The following is a 19219-nucleotide window of genomic DNA, read 5'->3' on the forward strand; positions in this document are numbered from 1 at the left end:
AACAGGACGCCCAGCCCTCTACGACAACGCTATCGACACCGACTACACCCACTCAATCGGCATTCAAAAAGGCCAAATCTAACCCCCGCGACACGCCGAGCCAGACACACATTTTGACCCTTAACCCTCTTTTGGCACCGCCTCAAAGAATAAAGCAGAAACCCCAGCCCACACGCGGTGGACTGGGGTTGTATGTGGTGCGCCCGGAGGGATTCGAACCCCCAACCTTCTGATCCGTAGTCAGATGCTCTATCCGTTGAGCCACGGGCGCGGTGTTTTGCTGCCTTGTAAGCAACGAAAGAGACTCTACACCGAAACTGCGAGTGCAGCAAAACGCCTGTTAGATGCCCAGAACCGCCTTCGCAATAAAGAAGTAGATAATCAGACCGGTGGCATCACAGAACGTAGAGATGAACGGGTTGGAGAACACGGCCGGGTCAGCGCCAATGGTCTTAGCGATGATTGGCATCACACCGCCCACGGTTGCGGCCATCGTGCATACGAGCAGCAGCGTCAACCCAATGACAATGCCCACCGACTGCCCGAACACCAGCCCTGCCAGCACAAAACCCAGCGAGCCGAGCACGGCACCGAGCAGCATCCCCACCCGCATTTCACGCCACGCCACCTTAGCCACGTCGCGGTTACGGACGTCATTGAGTGCGAGCGCGCGAGTCACGGTGGTGGCGGCCTGGTTGCCGGTGTTACCGCCGGTACCCGTCAGCAGCGGGATGAATAAGGACAACACGACGGCCTTCTCAAGCGTGTCCTCGAAGATACCGAGCACCTGCACCGTCAGGATCGCGGAGACCGCAAGCACCAGCAGCCAGACGATACGGCTCTTGACCAGGGCCTGCACGGGCGTTGAGAGGTACGGGCGCTTCAGGGACTCGGACGCACCCAGGCGGGCTGTGTCCTCACTGTCTGCTTCTTCGACGATGTCGTGGGCCTCGTCGTATGTGAATATGCCCACCAGGTGGTGCTCATTATCGACGACCGGCAAGGCCAGCAAGTTCGACGACAGGAACCAGCGCGCGGTGTCCTCAGCCTCGTCGGAGGCGTAAGCGTACTGCGCTTCCCGCATGACCTCGGAAACGGGTTGGTTGGCCTTGGATTGGAAGAGGCGTCGTAAAGAAACGATGCCTACGAGCGTGCGGTGCGCATCTGTGACGGGGACGGTGTAGATCGTCTCCAGACTGTCGACGTTCTCGCGGAGATTATCGACGACCTCCTTGACCGTCATCTCTGGCGTGACCAGCGGCACCTCCGGCGACATGGTGCGGCCGACGGTACCCTTCTCGTAGCCGAGGACGACGTTGGTGACGCGCTGGTCGTCCTCGTCGAGCTCGTGCATGAGGCGGGCGGCGACCTCTGGAGGAAGCTCGTCGAGGAGGGCCACGCGGTCCTCGGCGCCGAGGGCGTCGAAGAAGCCGACGACGGCTTCGTCTCCAAGTGCGGTGACCATGTCTGCCTGGTGCGCCGGGTCCAGCACGTCGAAGACGACCGCAGAGCGCTCCGGCGACAGCAGGCGCAGAATCTTCGCACCGTTTGTGACATCGGTGCGCTCAATCATCGCGATGATGTCCTTGAGGCGGACGTGCTTCAGCTGCTCCTGAAGTTCCGACAGCTCCTCTATCTCAGGGTCGTGGTCCTCCAGCCGCCGCTCGAGCTCGTAGAGCTGCTCGGGGTCATTGATCTTCATCTCCACGTCCTTTCACCTCACCGCGATTGGCCAAGTCAAGCATTGCAAGCGTAGCCGCACTTACCCCCGGAGGTGGAATAGCGCACCTTTTTGTAAAGCGAACTACCTGCATGTTTTGCCTATCCCTTTCCATCCCTAGCCTTGGGCGGGGGTGAGAATGTTAAGTTTTACTGGACAGAAACGATATCAATCTGTGACATACCTGTGCTGCAGGTCCAGTGCAGCGTTTCCGCTCTTGAGCAAAGGACAAGTTTATGGCATACAGCACGCGCACAAAGCGCATCTCTATCGCCGCCGGTGCGCTTTCGATCGCGCTGGTCGCCCCATTCGTCAGCGTCTCGACGTCCGACCTCCCCGCAGCCCACGCCCAGACAGTGGCGACGCAGGCATCCGACTTCGACACGCCAGAAGAGGTCAACTTCTGGGACGTTGATTCGGTCCCGCTCAAAGACATCGCCCTGAACCCGGGCGACAAGGTAGAGACCTATTACAACTGGAAGACGATCGGCACGTACCGGTGGAAGGTGACCTTCGACGACCACGGCGTCCTGACCGTCGGGCGCCCGAGCGACGGCTTGGCGTTCAGCAGCAAGGTCGGCAAGACCGTCGAGATCCCGATCAAGGTCACCCCGGCCTCCGGCGAGCCCTACGAGGCCACGCTGAAGATCGCCGTCAAGGACGAAAAGCCAGCAGAGGAAACCTCCACTCCGGAGACGACCCCGGCAGAAACCACCACGCCGGAAACCACCACGGCTGAGTCCGGGGCACCGTCTGAGTCCTCCGAACCGGAGGCACCATCCGAGTCTTCCAAACCGGAAGCACCAGCCGAGTCGGAGGGGCCGTCGACAAGCGAGGAAGCCCCAGCCCCTGAGGCGCCGAAGTTCGACTTCGACAAGACCTACGAGGCCGAGAACTTCTGGAACAAAGAAACCGTGCCCGTGCCGGACGCCAAGCTCGAGCCCGGCGACAAGATCGCGTCGACCTACTGGGATAGCACCACGCGCTGGCCGGTGACCGTCGATGCGGAGGGCAACCTGACCATCGGGAAGCCGTGGAACAAGATCACCTTCAACAACGCCATCAAGGCTGGTAGCGCGGATATTCCGGTCACCATCACGCCGAAGAAAGGCGAGCCGTACTCCGGCACCCTGAAGGTCAAGCTCACCGACACCATGCCTCCCGCCGAGTGGGAAGGCGACCTGCCGGACTTCAGCAAGATCTACTCAGTCGACTTCGAGAAGCAGCGCGTGAAGCCGGTTCCGGGCCTCACCCTGCCGGAGAACGTCACGATTGAGCGCAGCGGCGCGAAGTACCCGCTCTGGTCCTTCACCAACCTCAACGGCGAAGTGCAGGTCAACGCACCTGCCACCTTCACCCCGGGCGTATTCGACCTGCCAGTCAAAATTAGCGACGGCACCTCCACCGTCGAGCGCACCATCCGCATCAACGCCACCAACCCGCAGACCACTGGCGGGGAAATCGCGAAGGGTATCGGTGGCGTCCTCGGCCCAATCCTGGGCGGTCTGATCGGCGGCGGCACCGGCGGCATCGGTGGCGCTATCGGTAACTTGCTCGGCGGCCTCATCGGTGGCGGCTCCGGCGGCTCTGGTGAGGACGGCAAGGGCGGCTCGGGCGGCGGGCTGCTCGGCAGCCTGAAGGGCGCGCTCGAGGGCATCGTCAAGGTTGAAGACGGCGCGATCCGCATCGAAAACAACGGCAACAACAACGGCCATGTCACCGTCACCGGCAACGCGAACCCGACCGTGAACATTTCCGACAACGGTTCCAACAACGGTAACCCGCAGGTCAGCGTCGTTGTCACGGATAACGCCAAGGTCCACGACAACGGCAACGTCACCATCACGGGCAACGCCAACCCGACCGTGAACATTTCCGACAACGGCAACAACAACGGCAACCCAAACGTTGTTGTGACCAACAACGCGAACCCGACGGTCAACATCACCGATAACGCGAACAACAACGCGTCGAACAACGGCAACCCGGACATCAAGATCTCGGATAACGCCAAGGCGTCCGTTGTTGTGACCAACAACGCGAACCCGACCGTCAACGTCTCCGATAACGCGTCGAACAACGGCAACCCAAACGTCGTGGTCACCAACAACGCCAACCCGACCGTCAACGTCTCCGATAACGCCAACAACAACGGCAACCCAGACGTGAAGATCTCTGACAACGCTAAGGCGACCGTCGTGGTCACCAACAACGCGAACCCGACCGTCAACGTTTCGGACAACGGCAACAACAACGGCAACCCAGACATCAAGGTCTCCGATAACGCGAACCCGAACGTGCAGGGCATCCCGCTCAGCTCCGGCGGCGGCTCCTCCAAGCGCGGCGGCCAAGGCGACAAAGGCCAGGGCCAGGGCGCTGGCAATGGCGGCTCCTCGAACCTGAACGCGCGCGTCGGCGCCGAGGGCGGCATCTCCGACCCACGCTGCATCGCGACCCTGGTCGGCCTCGGCCTTCCGCTGCTGGCCGCAATCCCGGTTGCACTGTCGAACCAGCTCGGTATTCAGGCTGCGGGCGTCGATAAGAACTCGATTGACCGCGCACTCCGCGACACCGCCCGCTCCCTCAACGTCGACGCAAACACGCTGACTGCGGTCGGCGGCGGCCTGGTCGGCGTCGTGGTGACCCTGCTGGCGATCGCCGGCCTGCGCAGCTGCATCCCGAACGTCAAGGACATCGACATCACCGTCGGCAGCTCCGGCAACCAGGGCCAGCAGCCGACCGGCTCAGTGACCACCACCGCGCCAGTCGTCCCCACCACCCCAGCGAAGTAAGGGCGCCGGGCGCTACTCGAACACAGTGCGGTTCGAGATGCGCCCCAACCCCTCAATCTCAATCGTGACGACGTCCCCGTCGCCCACATAACGCTTCGGATCGCGCGCATGCCCAACCCCGCCCGGCGTACCAGTCAAGATGGTGTCGCCGGGGTTCAGCGGGTAAATGTGCGAAATGTACTCAATCAGAAACTCCGGCGTGAACACCAGGTCAGACGTCGAATCGTTCTGCACCACCTCGCCGTTGAGGCGCGTCGTGAGCTGCCCCGCACCCGCCCACTCGTCGCGAGTGGTCAGCCACGGCCCGAACCCCGCGGACTTCTCCAGGGACTTGCCCTGGTGCCACTGCAACGTGGCGTACTGGTAGTCGCGCATCGTGTAATCATTGGCCACCGCGTAGCCCGCGATGTAATCAGCCGCTTCCGCCTCTACTACTCGACGCGCCCTCTTCCCAATCACAACCGCCAACTCCCCCTCCCAATCCAGGGCTCCCCTGCCCCATTCGGGAACGTTCACATCGTCATAGGGGCCGGTGAGGGCGTCAGCAAACTTAATGAACAGCGTCGGGACCTTCGGCAGCTCACGACCCATTTCCTTGATGTGGTTCGCGTAGTTCAGACCGACACAAATAACCTTGCCCGGGCGAGGCACAACAGGCGCCAGGTCCTTGTCCTGGAAGGTGACCTGCTCCCCGTCTGCCGCGGCAAGCTCCTGCCAGTTTTCTTGGGCGAGGAGCTCGCCGACATCTTGAAAGCCAATCTTGACTGCGGTCGTTTCCCCGGTGCGGCGCGCGGCGGTCGTGGTTCCGCCGGGTTGGCGAAGTGTCATCAGTTGCATAGTGCGATTCCTTTCGGTGCGTGTGTGTACGCACGACGCTACCGGCCCGCATATGCGCGCGCACCAGATTCGCCAATTCGCGCGAACGGGCTCGGCGTTTTCCCAGTTGGCTGATGGGCTGGGAGGGAATTTGGTGTCCCTCCCAGCCGATTGAGTGCCAAAGGACGCAATACGAAAAATCGGCCCGGACATATGACCAGGTCACGAAAGTGCTAGACAATAAGGGCTACGTCCATTGGGCGCTATGACGCCCCATGGAAGGACATCGAGGCCTTCCTGGATCGCATGTCCCCCGGCGGTCTCTCGTCCGTTCCCCAGTCCCTGCGGTATTTGATTGACGACGCCACCAGGGCATTCCAGCAGGGCTCCGCCACCGAACCCCACTCGGCTCGTGTCCCGTCTCGCGTGGATACTCCCCAGCGCAACATCATGGACATCACTGGGGACTCCACCGAGATCGCCTCGGAGATCGACGGCGCCGTGGAGGGTTTTCGCCGCGCCCACGACCAGGCCATCGCCGTGGACCCGGCGGACGGCACGAAGGCCTCGGACACCCGGACCTTCCGCTCGCCGCGGGAGATCATGTCCGAGCTGCGCCGCGCCTATACCGCGGGCACACAGGTGCGCCTGCACTACGTGGACTATGCGGGTGCCACCAGCCATGACTGGATCTCCATCGTGATGATGACCCCCTCCACCATCTCCGCGGTGCTCGAATCCACCGGGGAGAGCCTCACGATCCAACCCCACCGCATCGCTGCGGTGGACGTGCCGTGCTAGAGGTTATGACGCAAGTTTATTGAATTCCAGAGAATTTCTGAACATCCGGCGAGCGAAGGAAACGCCCGGCCATTTCCACAGCTGGCTGAGAAGAATCTCCTTCGATTACAAGGGACGCAATCGCCAATTCCCCTGTCGTTCCAGCGAACCAGCCATTGGAAAGCTTGCCATCAATTTCTGCTGTACCAGTCTTTCCGCCAAGTGCACTAAGATCACTCAACGACCTAGCTGAACCGTGGTCAATTGTTGATTTCATCATCGTCCGGAGGCTTTGAATAGTTGTATCGCTGACATGCTGGTCTGCCTGTTTATTCACTACTGTCTGTTCGCCTTGAATGAGCTGTGGAGGAACAAGCAAGCCGCCGTTAGCGACAGTCGATTGCATGAGCGCAATCCCAAATGGACTAGCTAGAACCTCGCCCTGTCCAATAGAAGCCTCCACACGAGGAGGTCCAGCCGGTGTCCGCGGCACCGAACCAGTAAGTGTGGTCATCCCTGGTACGTCGAAGTCGGAGCCAATTCCGAGTTCTAAAGCAGTCCGTTGCAGATCATCTTCTCCCAAACGATCCGAAATGACCGCTTGGGTTGTGTTACATGATTGGGCGAAAGCTTCTTCCAGTCGAACGCTACCTAGATCGAAGTCATGATCGTTGGGAATCTTGCGTCCAGCGACGGTGATATTGCTAGGACAAGGTAGTTCCTCATCCATGCTGACTGCCCCTGCCTCTAGTGCCGCCGCTGTGGTCACAGTTTTGAACGTCGATCCCGGTGGGAATAGCCCGGTGAGTGCGATTGGCCCTTGGTTATTTGCCTTGTCATTTTGTGCAACGGCAAGGACACCTCCTGTTCTAGGATTGAGCACGACTAGAACTGCGGCACGTTGCTCACTGTCCACTGCTTGTTTTGCTGCGCTTTGCAGTGTGTTATCCAGAGTGGTTACGATTGGCTGAACTCGGCGAGGCGGCTCAGAGGCTACCGTCGTCATACCTTGTGAACTCTCAGCGCGTATCGACCATCCTGAATTAGCATCGAGCACTGACTCCCAATATTTGTTCAATTCAGCATCCATCGGAGAGTTAAGAGTTTTGGACACGCTTAAGAGACGCCCCTGCTCCACAGTGGAAATTCCCTCAAAGGTCCTAAGTTGCTCTTGTATCTTCCGGAATTCTTCCTGCCTCAAAGTGAGGAGCACGGTGTCTTCATCCTGAGACTCTCCCAAGGTCTGCTCGATCCACTCCTTAGTCGTTGTGGGAGACACTGGTGCAAAAATCTGGGCCAATTCCTGCGCTCTAGAGGCTATATCTTTGCGACCTCGTACCTGAATAACTTTCGTCCAGGTCATATAATCATTGCCCAAGCGATCTTTAATTGGAAGATCGTACTGTTTATCTTCAGCAAAAAAGAGTGCGGAATCATCGCTCAACTGAGCGTCGAAGATCGAAGGCAACCATTGAGGCTTACCATCCTGTCCACTAAGGACGAGCCGACCATTGCTCTCCAACTCCACACCATCTTTGGACCAAGTCACATGAGTATTCTTCTTTCCATTGGAAATATCAGATGTTTCGATGTTGACCTTCACACCATGAAGTGACTGCCGAAATTCATGAAGGGCGCGCTCCGGGTCTGGATGATCCAGATACCGTGCAGCCTTGCTGTCATCTCCCGCGTTGAAAGCTTTGAGAAATACGTCTGAGTCTGATTCCCACGGTAGAGCTGAACAGCTGCTCAACATCACTGCGGAGAGCGAACAGAGTGCAATCACCGACTGACGGAAACGATTGTGCTTAGTCATCATGGGAGTGACGTTAAGTGAGACGCATTGGATGCCACCAATATCACATAATGCAATTGTCTCATTTCATTCACATATAGGCGATGGTAGAAGTGTGTATTCAAGTGGCAGAAATTCTAACGAAGAGCGTCCACGAGCAGTCTAGCCACTTCGCCAATAGCACCATCGTGAGTACTCATTGCTTGTTCTGGCACCACCTGTTTCAGCATGATGGACACCACAATGGGCTCCTCGCCCTCAACCTGGATAATCGAAGCTTCACCATGGAGAAGTCCTACAGTGCCCGTTTTTCCATAGATATCAACGCCGCTTGGAGGAAAGCCTGAAGGAACACGGTGACGCCACACCTGCAACCCCAAGAGTTCACACATAGATCGACGTACCGCTGCACTATCGTCTTTCCAAACCTGTTCCAAGTCATTAGTTATTTCCGCCAACGAAGAGACTGCAGAAAACGCTATATCTGTACTACTCCCCCCTTGGGATTGAACATATTGACGCAATTGTTTCTCCGCCGTCACTAAGCTATTCCGATCTTGCAAGTCATAATGAGGTGGAAACCGTTTAAGAAATGCTTCTCGAGCCCACGCAGGCAGTAGACGCAAAATCTCGTGGGCGGCCACGTTATCTGACACCGATGCGACTTGTTTCATTAAGTCTCGGAGACTCACGTTCACTGCGTCATCAAAGGCAGCGAACCCATACCCTTCGTAAGTTCCTTTGGACGGTGCAACGTCAACACGAAGACGAGGATCCAGATCACCTCGTTGAATCGCTTCCAAAGTGAGGTGGAGGAGCCGGATTTTATATAAGGATGCCACCGAAATTTTCTCGTCTTGTTTGCGTCCGATAGTCACCCCATCGTGCAGTCGCGATGCACACCACCATCCCTCACACCCCGACCGCGTCAACACGTTTTCCAGGGCCATCTCCATCCGTGCAGTCATTGGTTAATCCTTCGACAAATTCTTTCGGCGACCGCCATGGCCTCGGCGCCATTGTCCATCCCACCTCGGCGAACCACTACATCCACGGAAAAATCGAAACGGGAAGGAAGCTCAATAGCATTGTCAAACTGGTGAAAACCGCGAAATACCAAAGACATCCCCTCCCCTCTTCCAATCAATAAGCCCCTACCTAGAGCATCCTCTGAATCATTAATTTCGCAAGACACACCCGACCGAAATAGCTCTCTCGCCAAACCACTGGCTGCACTTGAATTGTCATTCAGGTTCTCCACCAGCAGATTCAATTGAGACAAGGTCTTATCCAACCTTGAATACCCCGGCGGCACCACTAGATCACGTGACAGAGAAAACTGCCTCGCACTGCGGTGAGTACCCAAGGGAACCGGAGCTTGAACAAGCCCCGCATGAATAGTGCCTTCTTCAACACGGGCAAGAATCTCAACAGAAGGCAGTGACGACAAAACTACTCCATCATGCTGCTGTGCCTTTGCTGCAATACGCGATCCTATCTCGCTTGGAAGCGCACTACTGATGGCCAAACGAAACCCGCTTTGCGCACCACTTCGGATACCGTCAATCATCGAATGCATAGTCTGAAGATCGCGATTAATCACCCGGGCATATGGAAGCAAGGTCAACCCTGCCTCGGTTAGTTTCACTTCCCCCGCCCCTCGGATAAATAGCGGTGTACCTACACCAGCTTCTAAGCGCTTAATGGCATTGGAGACAGGCGGCTGACTCACTCCCAGTCGCGCTGCCGCCGCTGTAAAACTACCGGTCTCCGCTAAAGCCACGAAATACTGCCATTGGCGCAGATTTCCCGTCTGAGCAATCATGGGTCTCAGTATAGTGGAGCACGAGTTCGCACCACTGCAGCGTAAAATGATGTCTTTGGCTTGAGCAACACCGTCGCGGTGGCGTCGATAAACAAAAAGGAAGTGACACACAGCGTGGGCATTGGAAACGGACCGCTCATTGTGCAGTCGGATAAGACCGTGCTGCTGGAAATCGACCACGAACAGGCGCAGGAGGCACGCACCGCGCTGGCACCGTTCGCGGAACTGGAGCGCGCCCCAGAGCACGTGCACACCTACCGCATCACCCCGCTGGCGCTGTGGAACGCCCGCGCGGCAGGGCACGACGCGGAGCAGATCATGGACGTGCTGGAAACCTACTCGCGGTTCCCCGCCCCGCAGCCGCTGCTCATCGACATTGCCGACACGATGGATCGCTACGGGCGGCTGAAGCTCATCAAGCACCCAGCGCACGGGCTCGTGCTAGAGACGACGGACAGGGCTGTGCTGACGGAGATCCGGCGTCACAAAAAGATCAAGCCCATGTTGGGCGCAGAGATCGACGAGGACTCGATCGTTGTGCACCCTTCCGAGCGCGGCAGGCTCAAGCAGGAACTGCTGAAGGTCGGCTGGCCCGCAGAGGACCTGGCGGGATACGTCGACGGCGAGGCACACCCCATCGAGCTGTCGCAGGAACACGAAGAATGGCAGCTGCGCGACTACCAGGAGATGGCGGCCGATAGCTTCTGGGAAGGCGGCTCGGGCGTGGTAGTGCTGCCATGTGGTGCGGGCAAGACGATGGTCGGCGCGGCCTCGATGGCCAAGGCAAAGGCCACCACCCTGATCCTGGTGACGAACACCGTCGCGGGCAGGCAGTGGAAGGACGAGCTAGTGCGCCGCACCTCCCTGACGGAGGATGAAATCGGCGAATACTCCGGAGAGAAGAAGGAGATCCGCCCCGTGACCATCGCCACCTACCAAGTGGTCACGCGCAAGTCGAAGGGCGAATACCGGGCGCTGGAGCTGTTCGACTCCCGCGACTGGGGCTTAATCATTTACGACGAGGTTCACCTGCTGCCTGCCCCGGTGTTCCGCATGACCTCCGACCTGCAGTCTCGCCGCCGTCTGGGGCTCACCGCCACCCTGGTGCGCGAGGACGGCCGCGAAGGCGACGTATTCAGCCTGATCGGGCCTCCGTTGGCACTGAGACACTGGCACAAGCAACACAACAAACCCCAGCCCACACAGTGGACTGGGGTTTGATCTGGTGCGCCCGGAGGGATTCGAACCCCCAACCTTCTGATCCGTAGTCAGATGCTCTATCCGTTGAGCCACGGGCGCGTGGCGGAGACGACAGGATTTGAACCTGCGGCCCTCCGCAAAGAGGGCAACTCCTTAGCAGGGAGCCCCATTCGGCCGCTCTGGCACGTCTCCAGACCTTCGCCCATAGTACACACACCACGAACGGGGAACAAAACGAAGGCCCCTCACCAACCGGTAAGGGGCCTTCACTTGCGGAGACGAGGGGATTTGAACCCCTGGAGGTGTGACCCTCGCTGGTTTTCAAGACCAGTGCATTCGGCCGCTCTGCCACGTCTCCAATGTTGCGTGATTCTACAGCACCCCCTTGCTGAACGCGAAAATTCAGTACGCTGGCGCGGTATGAGCACACAGAACACGAAGACTATGCAGGCCATCGTCCAGACTGATACCTCGGACCCGCAGGCTCTCGAACTGACAACCGTCCCCCTCCCGGAGCTGAAGGAGGGCGAAGTACTGGTGAAGGTGCACGCCGCTGGCGTGAATCGCGGGGACTTGATGCAGGCGAAGGGGATGTACCCGCCGCCGAAGGGTGAGTCGGAAATTATGGGGTTGGAGTGCGCGGGCACCATCGCCGATCCGGGCACGACCGGCCGCCAGCCGGGCGAGGAAGTCGGCTGCCTGCTGGCGGGCGGTGGCTACGCCGAGTACGTGGCGGTGCCGGAGGGCCAGCTCACGCCGAAGCCAACCAACCTCACTCTCACGGAGACCGCCGGCGTTGTGGAGGCGGCTGCCACGGTGTGGTCGAACCTGGGGATGGTCGCCGGGTTGCAGTCCGGGGACAAGGTGCTCATCCACGGCGGGGCGGGCGGCATCGGCTCCTTCGCGATCCAGCTGTGCAAAGCCATGGGCTGCGAAGTCGCCGTGACCGCGGGGAGCGCCGAGAAGCTCGAGTACTGCAGGCAGCTCGGCGCGGACAGGCTCATCAATTACAAGGAGCAGCGCTTCGAGGAGGAGCTCGCGGGCTGGGCGGACATCATCCTGGACGTCATCGGCGGCTCCTACCTGGAGGCCAACATCAAGTCGCTGGCGGTGGACGGCAGGCTCGTCGTCATTGGGTTGCAGGGTGGGCCGAAGGGCACGCTGAGCCTGGGCCGCATGCTCACGCGCCGCCAATCCGTCCACGCGACCACGCTGCGCGCCCGCCCGCGCCCCATGAAAGCAGCGATCGTGGCAAGCACGGTGGAGCACGTGTGGCCGCTCATTGAAGCAGGCCACATCACACCGAACATCTCCCGGACCTTCCCCCTTATCGACGCCCGCTGCGCCCACTCCTACCTCAACTCCGGCGAGCACACCGGCAAGGTAGTCCTGGAGGTCGAAACCGCTTAGGCCAGGGAGGCCACGGTGCGGATCAGCTGCTCGATGTCCACTTCCGTATTGAAGGGACCCAGCCCGACGGCGACCGCGCCGCCCATCTCGGCGACACCCATGTCCTGCAGTAGCGGTGTGGTCGGAGCTGGCGTCGATACGATACCGTTGGCGAACAGCCGCTGGTGCACCGTCTCTGCCGGCACGCCGTGCACACCGAAGACCAGGCGCGGGGTGTGCTCCATGCGCGAGCCCTCAGCGGCCTCGCCGGACACACCCACGATGTGCACCGACGGCAACGTGCCCAGGAAGGTGTGCAGGTCGTCGCGCAGGCCGCGCATGTAGCGCTGCGTCAGCCCCATCGAGAACTCCAGCCGGTTGCGGCGGGTCTTGCGGCGCCCCGGCTCCTCCACCAGGCGCGCGTAGTGATCGACGATGGCGGATACCCCGCCGGCGAGGCCCGTCGATACGTCGAGCTGCAACGCCGACATATCCAGCCTTCCGAACATTGCCTCATCCCGGAACACCAGCGCCGCCACCTGCGGCCCGCCGAGCTCCGCGACGTCAATGCCCAAAATATCCGCGCCGAAACTATCGAAGTCCATCAGGTAATACGGCGCGTACGCCGAGACGTCCGCGAGCACCCACGCGCGGGAACGATCCCGCACCGTATCCGCAATGTCCGCCACGCGGACCACAGACCCCAGCACTTCATGCGCAGCGGGGACTGCCACCAGGCGCGTCGAGCCGTCCACCAACTCGCCGAACTGCCAGGCAGGCACGTCACCCGTCGCGAGATCCGTCTGCGCCCAACGCAGCTGCGCATCCTCCGCGCAGCGCGCCAACGCGTCCGTCAACACCGGGCGGTCCGCATTGCACACCACCACCGACGAACGGTGCCGAAACAGCGGGCGCATCGCCAACACCAACGCCGAATACAACACCGGAAGCGACGGCCCCAACACCACACGCTCGGGCGAAACGTTGCACAGGTCGGCGATGGCGGAGCGGGCGTCGAAAAGAAAACTTTGCCCCTCAGGCACACCGACAGTCGGGCGAGCATGCGAACCGACCCGCGGCTCAGGGCGCGCAACCGCCGTCGACATACGGAACGAACGCGCAACCGCCGCCGACACCCGCTCCGGAATCTGCGGGCAATCATGCGCATTCATGTAGGTCCAGCCGTCAGAAAGGGAGGTGTACAGCCCACGCACACTAGCAACGTCATACGACTGCAACGACACCACAACCTCCTCCAGGCAACACTTCCAATCATTATGCACGCCCGAACACCGCAGCGCACCCCACCCGCAGCATGCTGCCAAAACACCGCTCAACGCACACGCAAGCTAGGGTATGAACCGTGCACAATACAAACCAGCTCCGAAACGACGTCGCAAGGATGACCTCCGAGCCACACCACGACGACGCTCCGAAATCACAGTCGAAAACACTGAAGCTGGCATTCCGCGACCTCATCCGCGGATGGGGCCAGCACGAACTCTGGCTCCAACTAGGCTGGCAGGACATCAAACAGCGCTACCGACGCTCCACCCTCGGACCGCTCTGGATCACCATCGCCACCGGCGTGATGGCGCTCGCCCTCGGGCTGCTCTACTCCATGCTGTTCCAAATCAGCGTGCGCGAATTCCTCCCACACGTCACCGTCGGCTTCATCGTCTGGGGATTCATCTCTGGCTGCATCAAAGACGGCGCGGAAGTCTTCATCGAAAACGAAGGCCTGATCAAGCAGCTGCCGTCGGCACTGTCCGTCCACGTGTACCGGCTCGTATGGCGCCAACTCCTCTTCCTGGCGCACAACCTGGTCATCTGGGTCATCCTCGTGCTCGCGTTCCGCATTCACCTCGGATGGCAAGTCCTCCTCGCCATCCCGGCGATGGCACTCCTCGTGGTCAACGGCGTGTGGGTGACCATGCTCTTCGGCATCATCGCCACCCGATTCAGGGACGTCGCCCCACTTCTGGAAGCACTCGTGCAGCTGCTGTTCTACGTCACCCCGATCGTCTGGACCACCCACACGCTCAAGGAGCAAGGCGGCGACGTCGCTAAGCGAGCCATGCTCGCCGAAATCAACCCCCTCTACCACTACCTCGAGATCGTGCGCGCCCCCATGATCGGCCAAGAACTCGCCGGCTACCACTGGATCGTCGTCGGCGTCTGCACCATCATCGGCCTGCTGCTCGCCCTGCTCGCCATGCGCCAAATGCGCTTCCGCGTGCCGTACTGGGTCTAAGGAGAAGGAGTCACACATGGTTTCCATCGACACCTACAACGCCTGCGTCGACTTCCCAATTTTCGACGCCAAATCCCGCTCACTCAAAAAGGCAGTCATGTCCTCCGCCGGTGGCAAAATCGGCAAGAATGCCTCCAACACCGTGGTCGTCGAAGCACTCAAGGACATCAACCTCCACCTGCGCGAAGGCGACCGCGTGGGCCTGGTCGGCCACAACGGCGCCGGCAAATCCACGTTGCTACGCTTGCTCTCCGGCATCTACGAACCCACCCGCGGCGTCGCCGACGTCCGCGGCCGCGTCGCCCCCGTCTTCGACCTCGGCGTCGGCATGGACCCCGAAATCTCCGGCTACGAAAACATCATCATCCGCGGCCTCTTCCTCGGCCAGACCCGCAAACAGATGAAAGCCAAGATGGACGAAATCGCCGAATTCTCCGAACTCGGCGACTACCTCTCCATGCCCCTGCGCACCTACTCCACCGGCATGCGCGTTCGCCTAGCCCTGGGCGTGGTCACCTCCATCGAACCCGAAATCCTGCTCCTCGACGAAGGCATCGGCGCCGTTGACTCCGCCTTCATGGCCAAAGCCCGCGTCCGGTTGGCCGAACTCGTCGAGCGCTCCGGCATCCTCGTCTTCGCCTCCCACTCCAACGACTTCCTGGCACAGTTGTGCAACACCGCCCTGTGGGTGGACAAAGGCGAAATCAGGAAAGCCGGCCTGGTCTCCGAGGTCGTGGGCGCCTACGAAGGGCCCGAAGCCGGCCAGTACGTCGACGACCTGGTCACGCGGTTCCAGGCGGAGTAGGCGCCGGGCTGGTTCGGCCCGGTTTCGGTCGGTTTTCGCTGGCCGGAGCTTCTCTGAAACCCAAATGGGAGTAACAGGATTGTAGTAATCCCCTTTTCGCAATCATTTTCGAGGATTACTACAATCCACCTACTACACTTTGCAGATATTGCGAATTTTCGAACGACTGTTTGTCAGCCTGCCCTCCTGTTTCCCTCCAAGGTTAGAAGCGCGCGATGCAGGTCGCGCATTTTCACCCAGCCGGAACGAAAACCACGCGCTCCCCGACGCACCACCACCCCGCCCCGCCGATGGTGCACAATATGAGGCATGACTGGAACTGGAACGGCACACCTGAAAAGTAGTGGTTCGACGGCGGCGGTGATCGTGACGCATAAGCGGGTCGAGATGCTGCGGCATTCCCTGGAGCAGGTGGTGAACCAGACGCACCCGGTGCAGTGGGTGATCGTGGTGGATAACGGCGCTGAGCAGGCTGTTCAGGAACTGCTGCAGGAGTTGGCTGGGGATCGGGCGGTGTATTTGCCGTCGAAGACGAATCTGGGTGGTGCTGGCGGGTTCGCGTATGGCTTTTTGACGGCGCTGGCGTTGGGGGCCGACGCGATTTGGTGCGCGGACGACGATGGTCGGCCGGCGGATCACGGCGTGTTGGAGGAGCTGTATCGTGTGGCGGAGCAGCACCGGCTGCATGAGGTGAGCCCGGTCGTGGCGAATATTGGGGATCCGGCGAAGTTGGCGTTTCCCCTGCGCCAGGGCTTGGAGTGGAAGCGGACGACGGCTGAGTTGGAGGGGTCGTTCTTGCCCGATTATGCGTCCTTATTTAATGGGGCGTTGATCTCGGCGGAGGCGATGGAGCGGATTGGTGTGCCGGATTATCGCCTGTTCATTCGGGGTGATGAGGTGGAGTATCACCGGCGTTTGTCGCAGTCGGGGCTGCGGTATGGCACGGCGCTGACCACGAAGTATTTGCACCCGGATGGGTCGGGCGAGTTCCACCCGATTATGGGCGGCAGGGCGCATGCGCAGTGGCCGGATAATGAGTCGAAAAGGTATTTCACGTATAGGAATCGCGGCTACATCATTAATCAGCAGGGGATGAAGAAGATGAAGCTGCAGGAAGTGGTGCGCTTCGGGTGGTTCTTCCTGGTGGAGCGGAAGGATCCGAAGGGCTTCCTGCAGTGGCTGCGTCTGCTGCGGATGGGGGCGCGGGAGGACTTTAGGCGTCCTTAAAGATGACTTTGCTTTGGAGGACGAAGTTGGTCACGGTGGCGACGCCTTGGGCGATGACGAAGCTGATGCCATCTTTCCAGGGGTTGTGGAGTCCGAGGGCGATGAGTGGCGGTTCGGTCCATTTGTAGAGCAGGACTTGGACGGCGAAGGTGCAGGCGTAGAGCACGAAGACGGCGCCGGCTTTCTTCGCGCTGACTTCGGATTTGAAGGCGTAGCGCGAGTTGAGCACGTAGGCGGTGGCGGTGCCGAAGACCCAGCCGATCATTTTGGCGAGGTCGCGTTGGAGGTCGACGCCTTCGGTGAGGGTGTAGGTGATGCCGAAGTCGATGACGGCGCAGCCGATGCCGATGATGAGGAATGGCAGCGCTTGCTGCTTCATTGCGCTCACAGTTGTTTCGCCCCGAGGTATGCGAGGGCTGCGACGGTACCGATTGCCACGTTGGGCTTTGCGACGCCCCTTCGGCCCAACCAACCTGCCAGTTTCTTTTGCGCCTGCACTCCGGCGGCGAAGGCGCCGACGGCGGCCACGGCGATGCCGCCGATGGTGAACCAGGTGGTGGCGATGGATTCGGCTTCGCCTTGTTCGGATTCGAGGACGGCGGTGAGGTCGTTGCGGGGGTCCTCGTCGAAGGCGTTGAAGGCGGCGATGGTCGCGAGGTTGGCGGCGCCGAGGAGGGTCCAGGCCAGCGCTTTGCGCGTGGTGAAGTCGGGGACGGAGGCGGCGGCGAGGATGTAGGCGGCTTGGATGCACTGGCCGCCGAAGGTGTCGTCGAGGGCGTTGTAGTCGATGGTGGGCTCGTCGACAAGTGATTGAATCGTGTCAGTCATGGTGTCCAATGCTACTAGTAGGGTGAAAAGCATGACTAAGCATGAGGAGATTCATGAGGCGGCGCAGCGCGTCGAGGTGCCGCTGTCCGATTACATGGTGAGGCTGTTCGCGGAGGAGCTGCCGTTTGTGGATTCGATGTCGCGTGGGCGCATCTATGAGCTACTGCGGGAGCATAAGGCTGCGGGGAAGCCGGAAATTACGTCGCAGGAGGAGCTTCCTGCAGAAATCAGGGAGCTTATGGACCTTTAGTTTGATGTTTTTATAGGTTTTTCGACTTACATCATTTAGACTCGAACCGAATGTCTTCGCACTTCGGCGAAGCAACGACGACAAGAAGAAGCGAAAGAGATGGAACTACACACCAATCTTAAGTCACTCTACGGCTGGGGCCGCACGGCTCCGTCGACTGCGCATGTGCTGTCCACGCCTGACGTGGAGGTCATCAAGCAAGCCGTCGCACAGGTCGCGCAGGATAACGAGAGCCTGCCTGAGCACGCTCGCCGCGGCGTCATCGCCCGTGGTCTGGGCCGCTCCTACGGCGACCCGGCACAGAACGGTGGCGGCCTGGTCATCGACATCAACGAGCTGAACAAGATCCACTCGATTGATCCGGAGACCGGCATCGTCGACGTGGACTCGGGCGTCAACCTGGACCAGCTGATGAAGGCGGCCCTGCCGTACGGCCTGTGGGTTCCGGTCCTGCCGGGCACCCGCCAGGTCACCATCGGTGGCGCGATCGGTCCGGACATCCACGGTAAGAACCACCACTCCGCTGGTTCCTTCGGCGACCACGTGGTCTCCATGGAGCTGCTGGTGGCGGACGGCCGCGTCCTGCACCTCGAGCCGGAAGGCAGCGCGGACGACCCGGACGGCACGCTGTTCTGGGCGACGGTCGGCGGCATGGGCCTGACCGGCATCATCCTGCGCGCACGCATCCAGATGACCAAGACGGAGACCGCGTACTTCCTGTCTGACACGGAGCGCACCAGCACCCTGGATGAGACGATCGCGCTGCACTCGGACGGTTCCGAAGTCAACTACACCTACTCCTCCGCATGGTTCGACGCCATCTCCGCGCCGCCGAAGACGGGCCGTTCCACCATCTCCCGTGGCTCGCTGGCGACGCTGGCTCAGCTGGAGGAGTACGCGCCGAAGCTGGCGAAGGACCCGCTGCGTTTCAAGGCGCCTCAGCTGATGACGGTGCCGGACATCTTCCCGTCGTGGACCATGAACAAGCTGACGCTGTCCGCCATCGGCGAGGCCTATTACATGATGGGCGCCCCGAGCAAGAACGACATCAAGAACCTGACGCAGTTCTACCAGCCGCTCGACCTGATTGGTGAGTGGAACCGCGGCTACGGCAGCGCGGGCTTCCTGCAGTACCAGTTCGTGGTGCCGACGACCGCTGTGGAGCCGTTCAAGGACATCATCTACCAGATCCAGTCCTCCGGCCACTACACGGCACTGAACGTGTTCAAGCTGTTCGGCGAGGGCAACCGCGCGCCGCTGTCCTACCCGATGAAGGGCTGGAACGTCTGTGTGGACTTCCCGATCCGCCCGGGCCTCAACGAGTTCCTGGACCGCCTGGATGACCAGGTGATGGAGTTCGGCGGCCGTCTCTACCTGGCGAAGGAGTCCCGTACGTCGGCGGAGAAGTTCCACAAGATGTACCCAGGTCTGGAGGGCTGGCTGAAGACCCGCCGCGAGATCGACCCGACCGGCGTCTTCGCTTCCGACATGTCCCGCCGCCTCGAGCTGAACTAGCTGAATGAACTGAAGGAGATTTT

16 protein-coding genes, 4 tRNA genes and 1 pseudogene are annotated in these 19219 nt (G+C 60.4%); 9 read left to right on the forward strand and 12 right to left on the reverse strand.

The window, feature by feature from the left end; genetic code table 11:
- Positions 1-195 precede the first annotated feature (195 nt).
- Positions 196-271: transfer RNA gene (locus tag JMN37_RS04645), tRNA-Arg, on the reverse strand.
- A gap of 69 nt (positions 272-340) precedes the next feature.
- Positions 341-1702: a magnesium transporter gene (gene mgtE / locus JMN37_RS04650; protein WP_252931171.1), complete on the reverse strand. Its 1362-nt coding sequence runs from the start codon at positions 1700-1702 to the stop codon at positions 341-343.
- 254 nt (positions 1703-1956) lie between these two features.
- Between mgtE and JMN37_RS04655 the strand changes: the two genes are divergently transcribed.
- Complete coding sequence (locus JMN37_RS04655; protein WP_252931172.1) at positions 1957-4512, forward strand: hypothetical protein; 2556 nt, start codon at positions 1957-1959, stop codon at positions 4510-4512.
- Positions 4513-4524: 12 nt separating this feature from the next.
- Here the strand turns inward: JMN37_RS04655 and JMN37_RS04660 are convergent, their stop codons facing one another.
- Positions 4525-5349, reverse strand: a complete 825-nt coding sequence (locus JMN37_RS04660; protein WP_252931173.1) for a fumarylacetoacetate hydrolase family protein — start codon at positions 5347-5349, stop codon at positions 4525-4527.
- Between the two features lie 285 nt (positions 5350-5634).
- Between JMN37_RS04660 and JMN37_RS04665 the strand changes: the two genes are divergently transcribed.
- Positions 5635-6129 (forward strand): hypothetical protein, encoded by a 495-nt coding sequence (locus JMN37_RS04665; protein ID WP_239317643.1) that lies wholly within the window; start codon positions 5635-5637, stop codon positions 6127-6129.
- 16 nt (positions 6130-6145) lie between these two features.
- Here the strand turns inward: JMN37_RS04665 and pbp2m are convergent, their stop codons facing one another.
- The 3 genes from pbp2m to JMN37_RS04680 all read right to left on the reverse strand — a co-directional run bounded on the left by pbp2m (position 6146) and on the right by JMN37_RS04680 (position 9728).
- A complete protein-coding gene (gene pbp2m / locus JMN37_RS04670; protein ID WP_252931174.1) occupies positions 6146-7927 on the reverse strand; it encodes a penicillin-binding protein PBP2M in 1782 nt (593 codons plus the stop codon).
- Positions 7928-8040: 113 nt separating this feature from the next.
- Entirely contained in the window at positions 8041-8871 is an 831-nt protein-coding gene (locus JMN37_RS04675; RefSeq protein ID WP_252931175.1) for a serine hydrolase, read from the reverse strand.
- Positions 8868-9728, reverse strand: coding sequence for a LysR family transcriptional regulator (locus JMN37_RS04680; RefSeq protein ID WP_252931177.1), 861 nt, complete (start codon positions 9726-9728; stop codon positions 8868-8870). Before JMN37_RS04680 ends, JMN37_RS04675 begins: the two co-directional genes overlap by 4 nt.
- Before the next feature lie 114 nt (positions 9729-9842).
- Between JMN37_RS04680 and JMN37_RS04685 the strand changes: the two are divergent.
- Positions 9843-10880, forward strand: a pseudogene (locus tag JMN37_RS04685) (helicase-associated domain-containing protein); the annotation flags it as partial.
- 71 nt (positions 10881-10951) lie between these two features.
- Here the strand turns inward: JMN37_RS04685 and JMN37_RS04690 are convergent.
- The 3 genes from JMN37_RS04690 to JMN37_RS04700 form a co-directional block, all read right to left on the reverse strand.
- Positions 10952-11027: transfer RNA gene (locus tag JMN37_RS04690), tRNA-Arg, on the reverse strand.
- 1 nt (position 11028) lies between these two features.
- Positions 11029-11120: transfer RNA gene (locus JMN37_RS04695), tRNA-Ser, on the reverse strand.
- 81 nt (positions 11121-11201) lie between these two features.
- Positions 11202-11286, reverse strand: a tRNA-Ser gene (locus JMN37_RS04700).
- A gap of 62 nt (positions 11287-11348) precedes the next feature.
- Between JMN37_RS04700 and JMN37_RS04705 the strand changes: the two genes are divergently transcribed.
- Positions 11349-12338, forward strand: coding sequence for an NAD(P)H-quinone oxidoreductase (locus JMN37_RS04705; RefSeq protein WP_252931178.1), 990 nt, complete (start codon positions 11349-11351; stop codon positions 12336-12338).
- On the opposite strand, the gene JMN37_RS04710 is transcribed toward JMN37_RS04705, so the two are convergent.
- Positions 12335-13561, reverse strand: a complete 1227-nt coding sequence (locus JMN37_RS04710) for an aminotransferase class V-fold PLP-dependent enzyme (protein WP_252931179.1) — start codon at positions 13559-13561, stop codon at positions 12335-12337. The two genes, JMN37_RS04705 and JMN37_RS04710, sit on opposite strands and share 4 nt — an antisense overlap.
- Positions 13562-13719: 158 nt before the next feature.
- Between JMN37_RS04710 and wzm the strand changes: the two genes are divergently transcribed.
- The 3 genes from wzm to glfT1 all read left to right on the forward strand — a co-directional run bounded on the left by wzm (position 13720) and on the right by glfT1 (position 16603).
- Entirely contained in the window at positions 13720-14571 is an 852-nt protein-coding gene (gene wzm, locus JMN37_RS04715; RefSeq protein WP_256472717.1) for a galactan export ABC transporter permease subunit Wzm/RfbD, read from the forward strand.
- Positions 14572-14587: 16 nt separating this feature from the next.
- Positions 14588-15376: a galactan export ABC transporter ATP-binding subunit Wzt/RfbE gene (gene wzt, locus JMN37_RS04720; protein WP_070363296.1), complete on the forward strand. Its 789-nt coding sequence runs from the start codon at positions 14588-14590 to the stop codon at positions 15374-15376.
- 309 nt (positions 15377-15685) lie between these two features.
- Complete coding sequence (gene glfT1, locus JMN37_RS04725) at positions 15686-16603, forward strand: galactofuranosyltransferase GlfT1 (protein WP_070363297.1); 918 nt, start codon at positions 15686-15688, stop codon at positions 16601-16603.
- Here glfT1 and JMN37_RS04730 read toward each other — a convergent pair.
- Positions 16590-16982: a GtrA family protein gene (locus JMN37_RS04730; RefSeq protein WP_071573657.1), complete on the reverse strand. Its 393-nt coding sequence runs from the start codon at positions 16980-16982 to the stop codon at positions 16590-16592. The genes glfT1 and JMN37_RS04730 overlap by 14 nt on opposite strands.
- Before the next feature lie 5 nt (positions 16983-16987).
- Positions 16988-17431 carry a hypothetical protein gene (locus JMN37_RS04735; RefSeq protein WP_070363624.1) on the reverse strand — a complete coding sequence of 148 codons (444 nt, stop codon included), beginning with the start codon at positions 17429-17431 and terminating at the stop codon, positions 16988-16990.
- A 31-nt stretch (positions 17432-17462) separates the two neighbouring features.
- Between JMN37_RS04735 and JMN37_RS04740 the strand changes: the two genes are divergently transcribed.
- Positions 17463-17681, forward strand: a complete 219-nt coding sequence (locus tag JMN37_RS04740) for a hypothetical protein (protein ID WP_070363299.1) — start codon at positions 17463-17465, stop codon at positions 17679-17681.
- A gap of 99 nt (positions 17682-17780) precedes the next feature.
- Entirely contained in the window at positions 17781-19196 is a 1416-nt protein-coding gene (gene dprE1, locus JMN37_RS04745; RefSeq protein ID WP_070477238.1) for a decaprenylphosphoryl-beta-D-ribose oxidase, read from the forward strand.
- Positions 19197-19219: the final 23 nt, after the last annotated feature.

Origin of the sequence: Corynebacterium lipophilum (genome assembly GCF_024102595.1) — a bacterium.
GTDB lineage: Bacteria > Actinomycetota > Actinomycetes > Mycobacteriales > Mycobacteriaceae > Corynebacterium > Corynebacterium pseudogenitalium.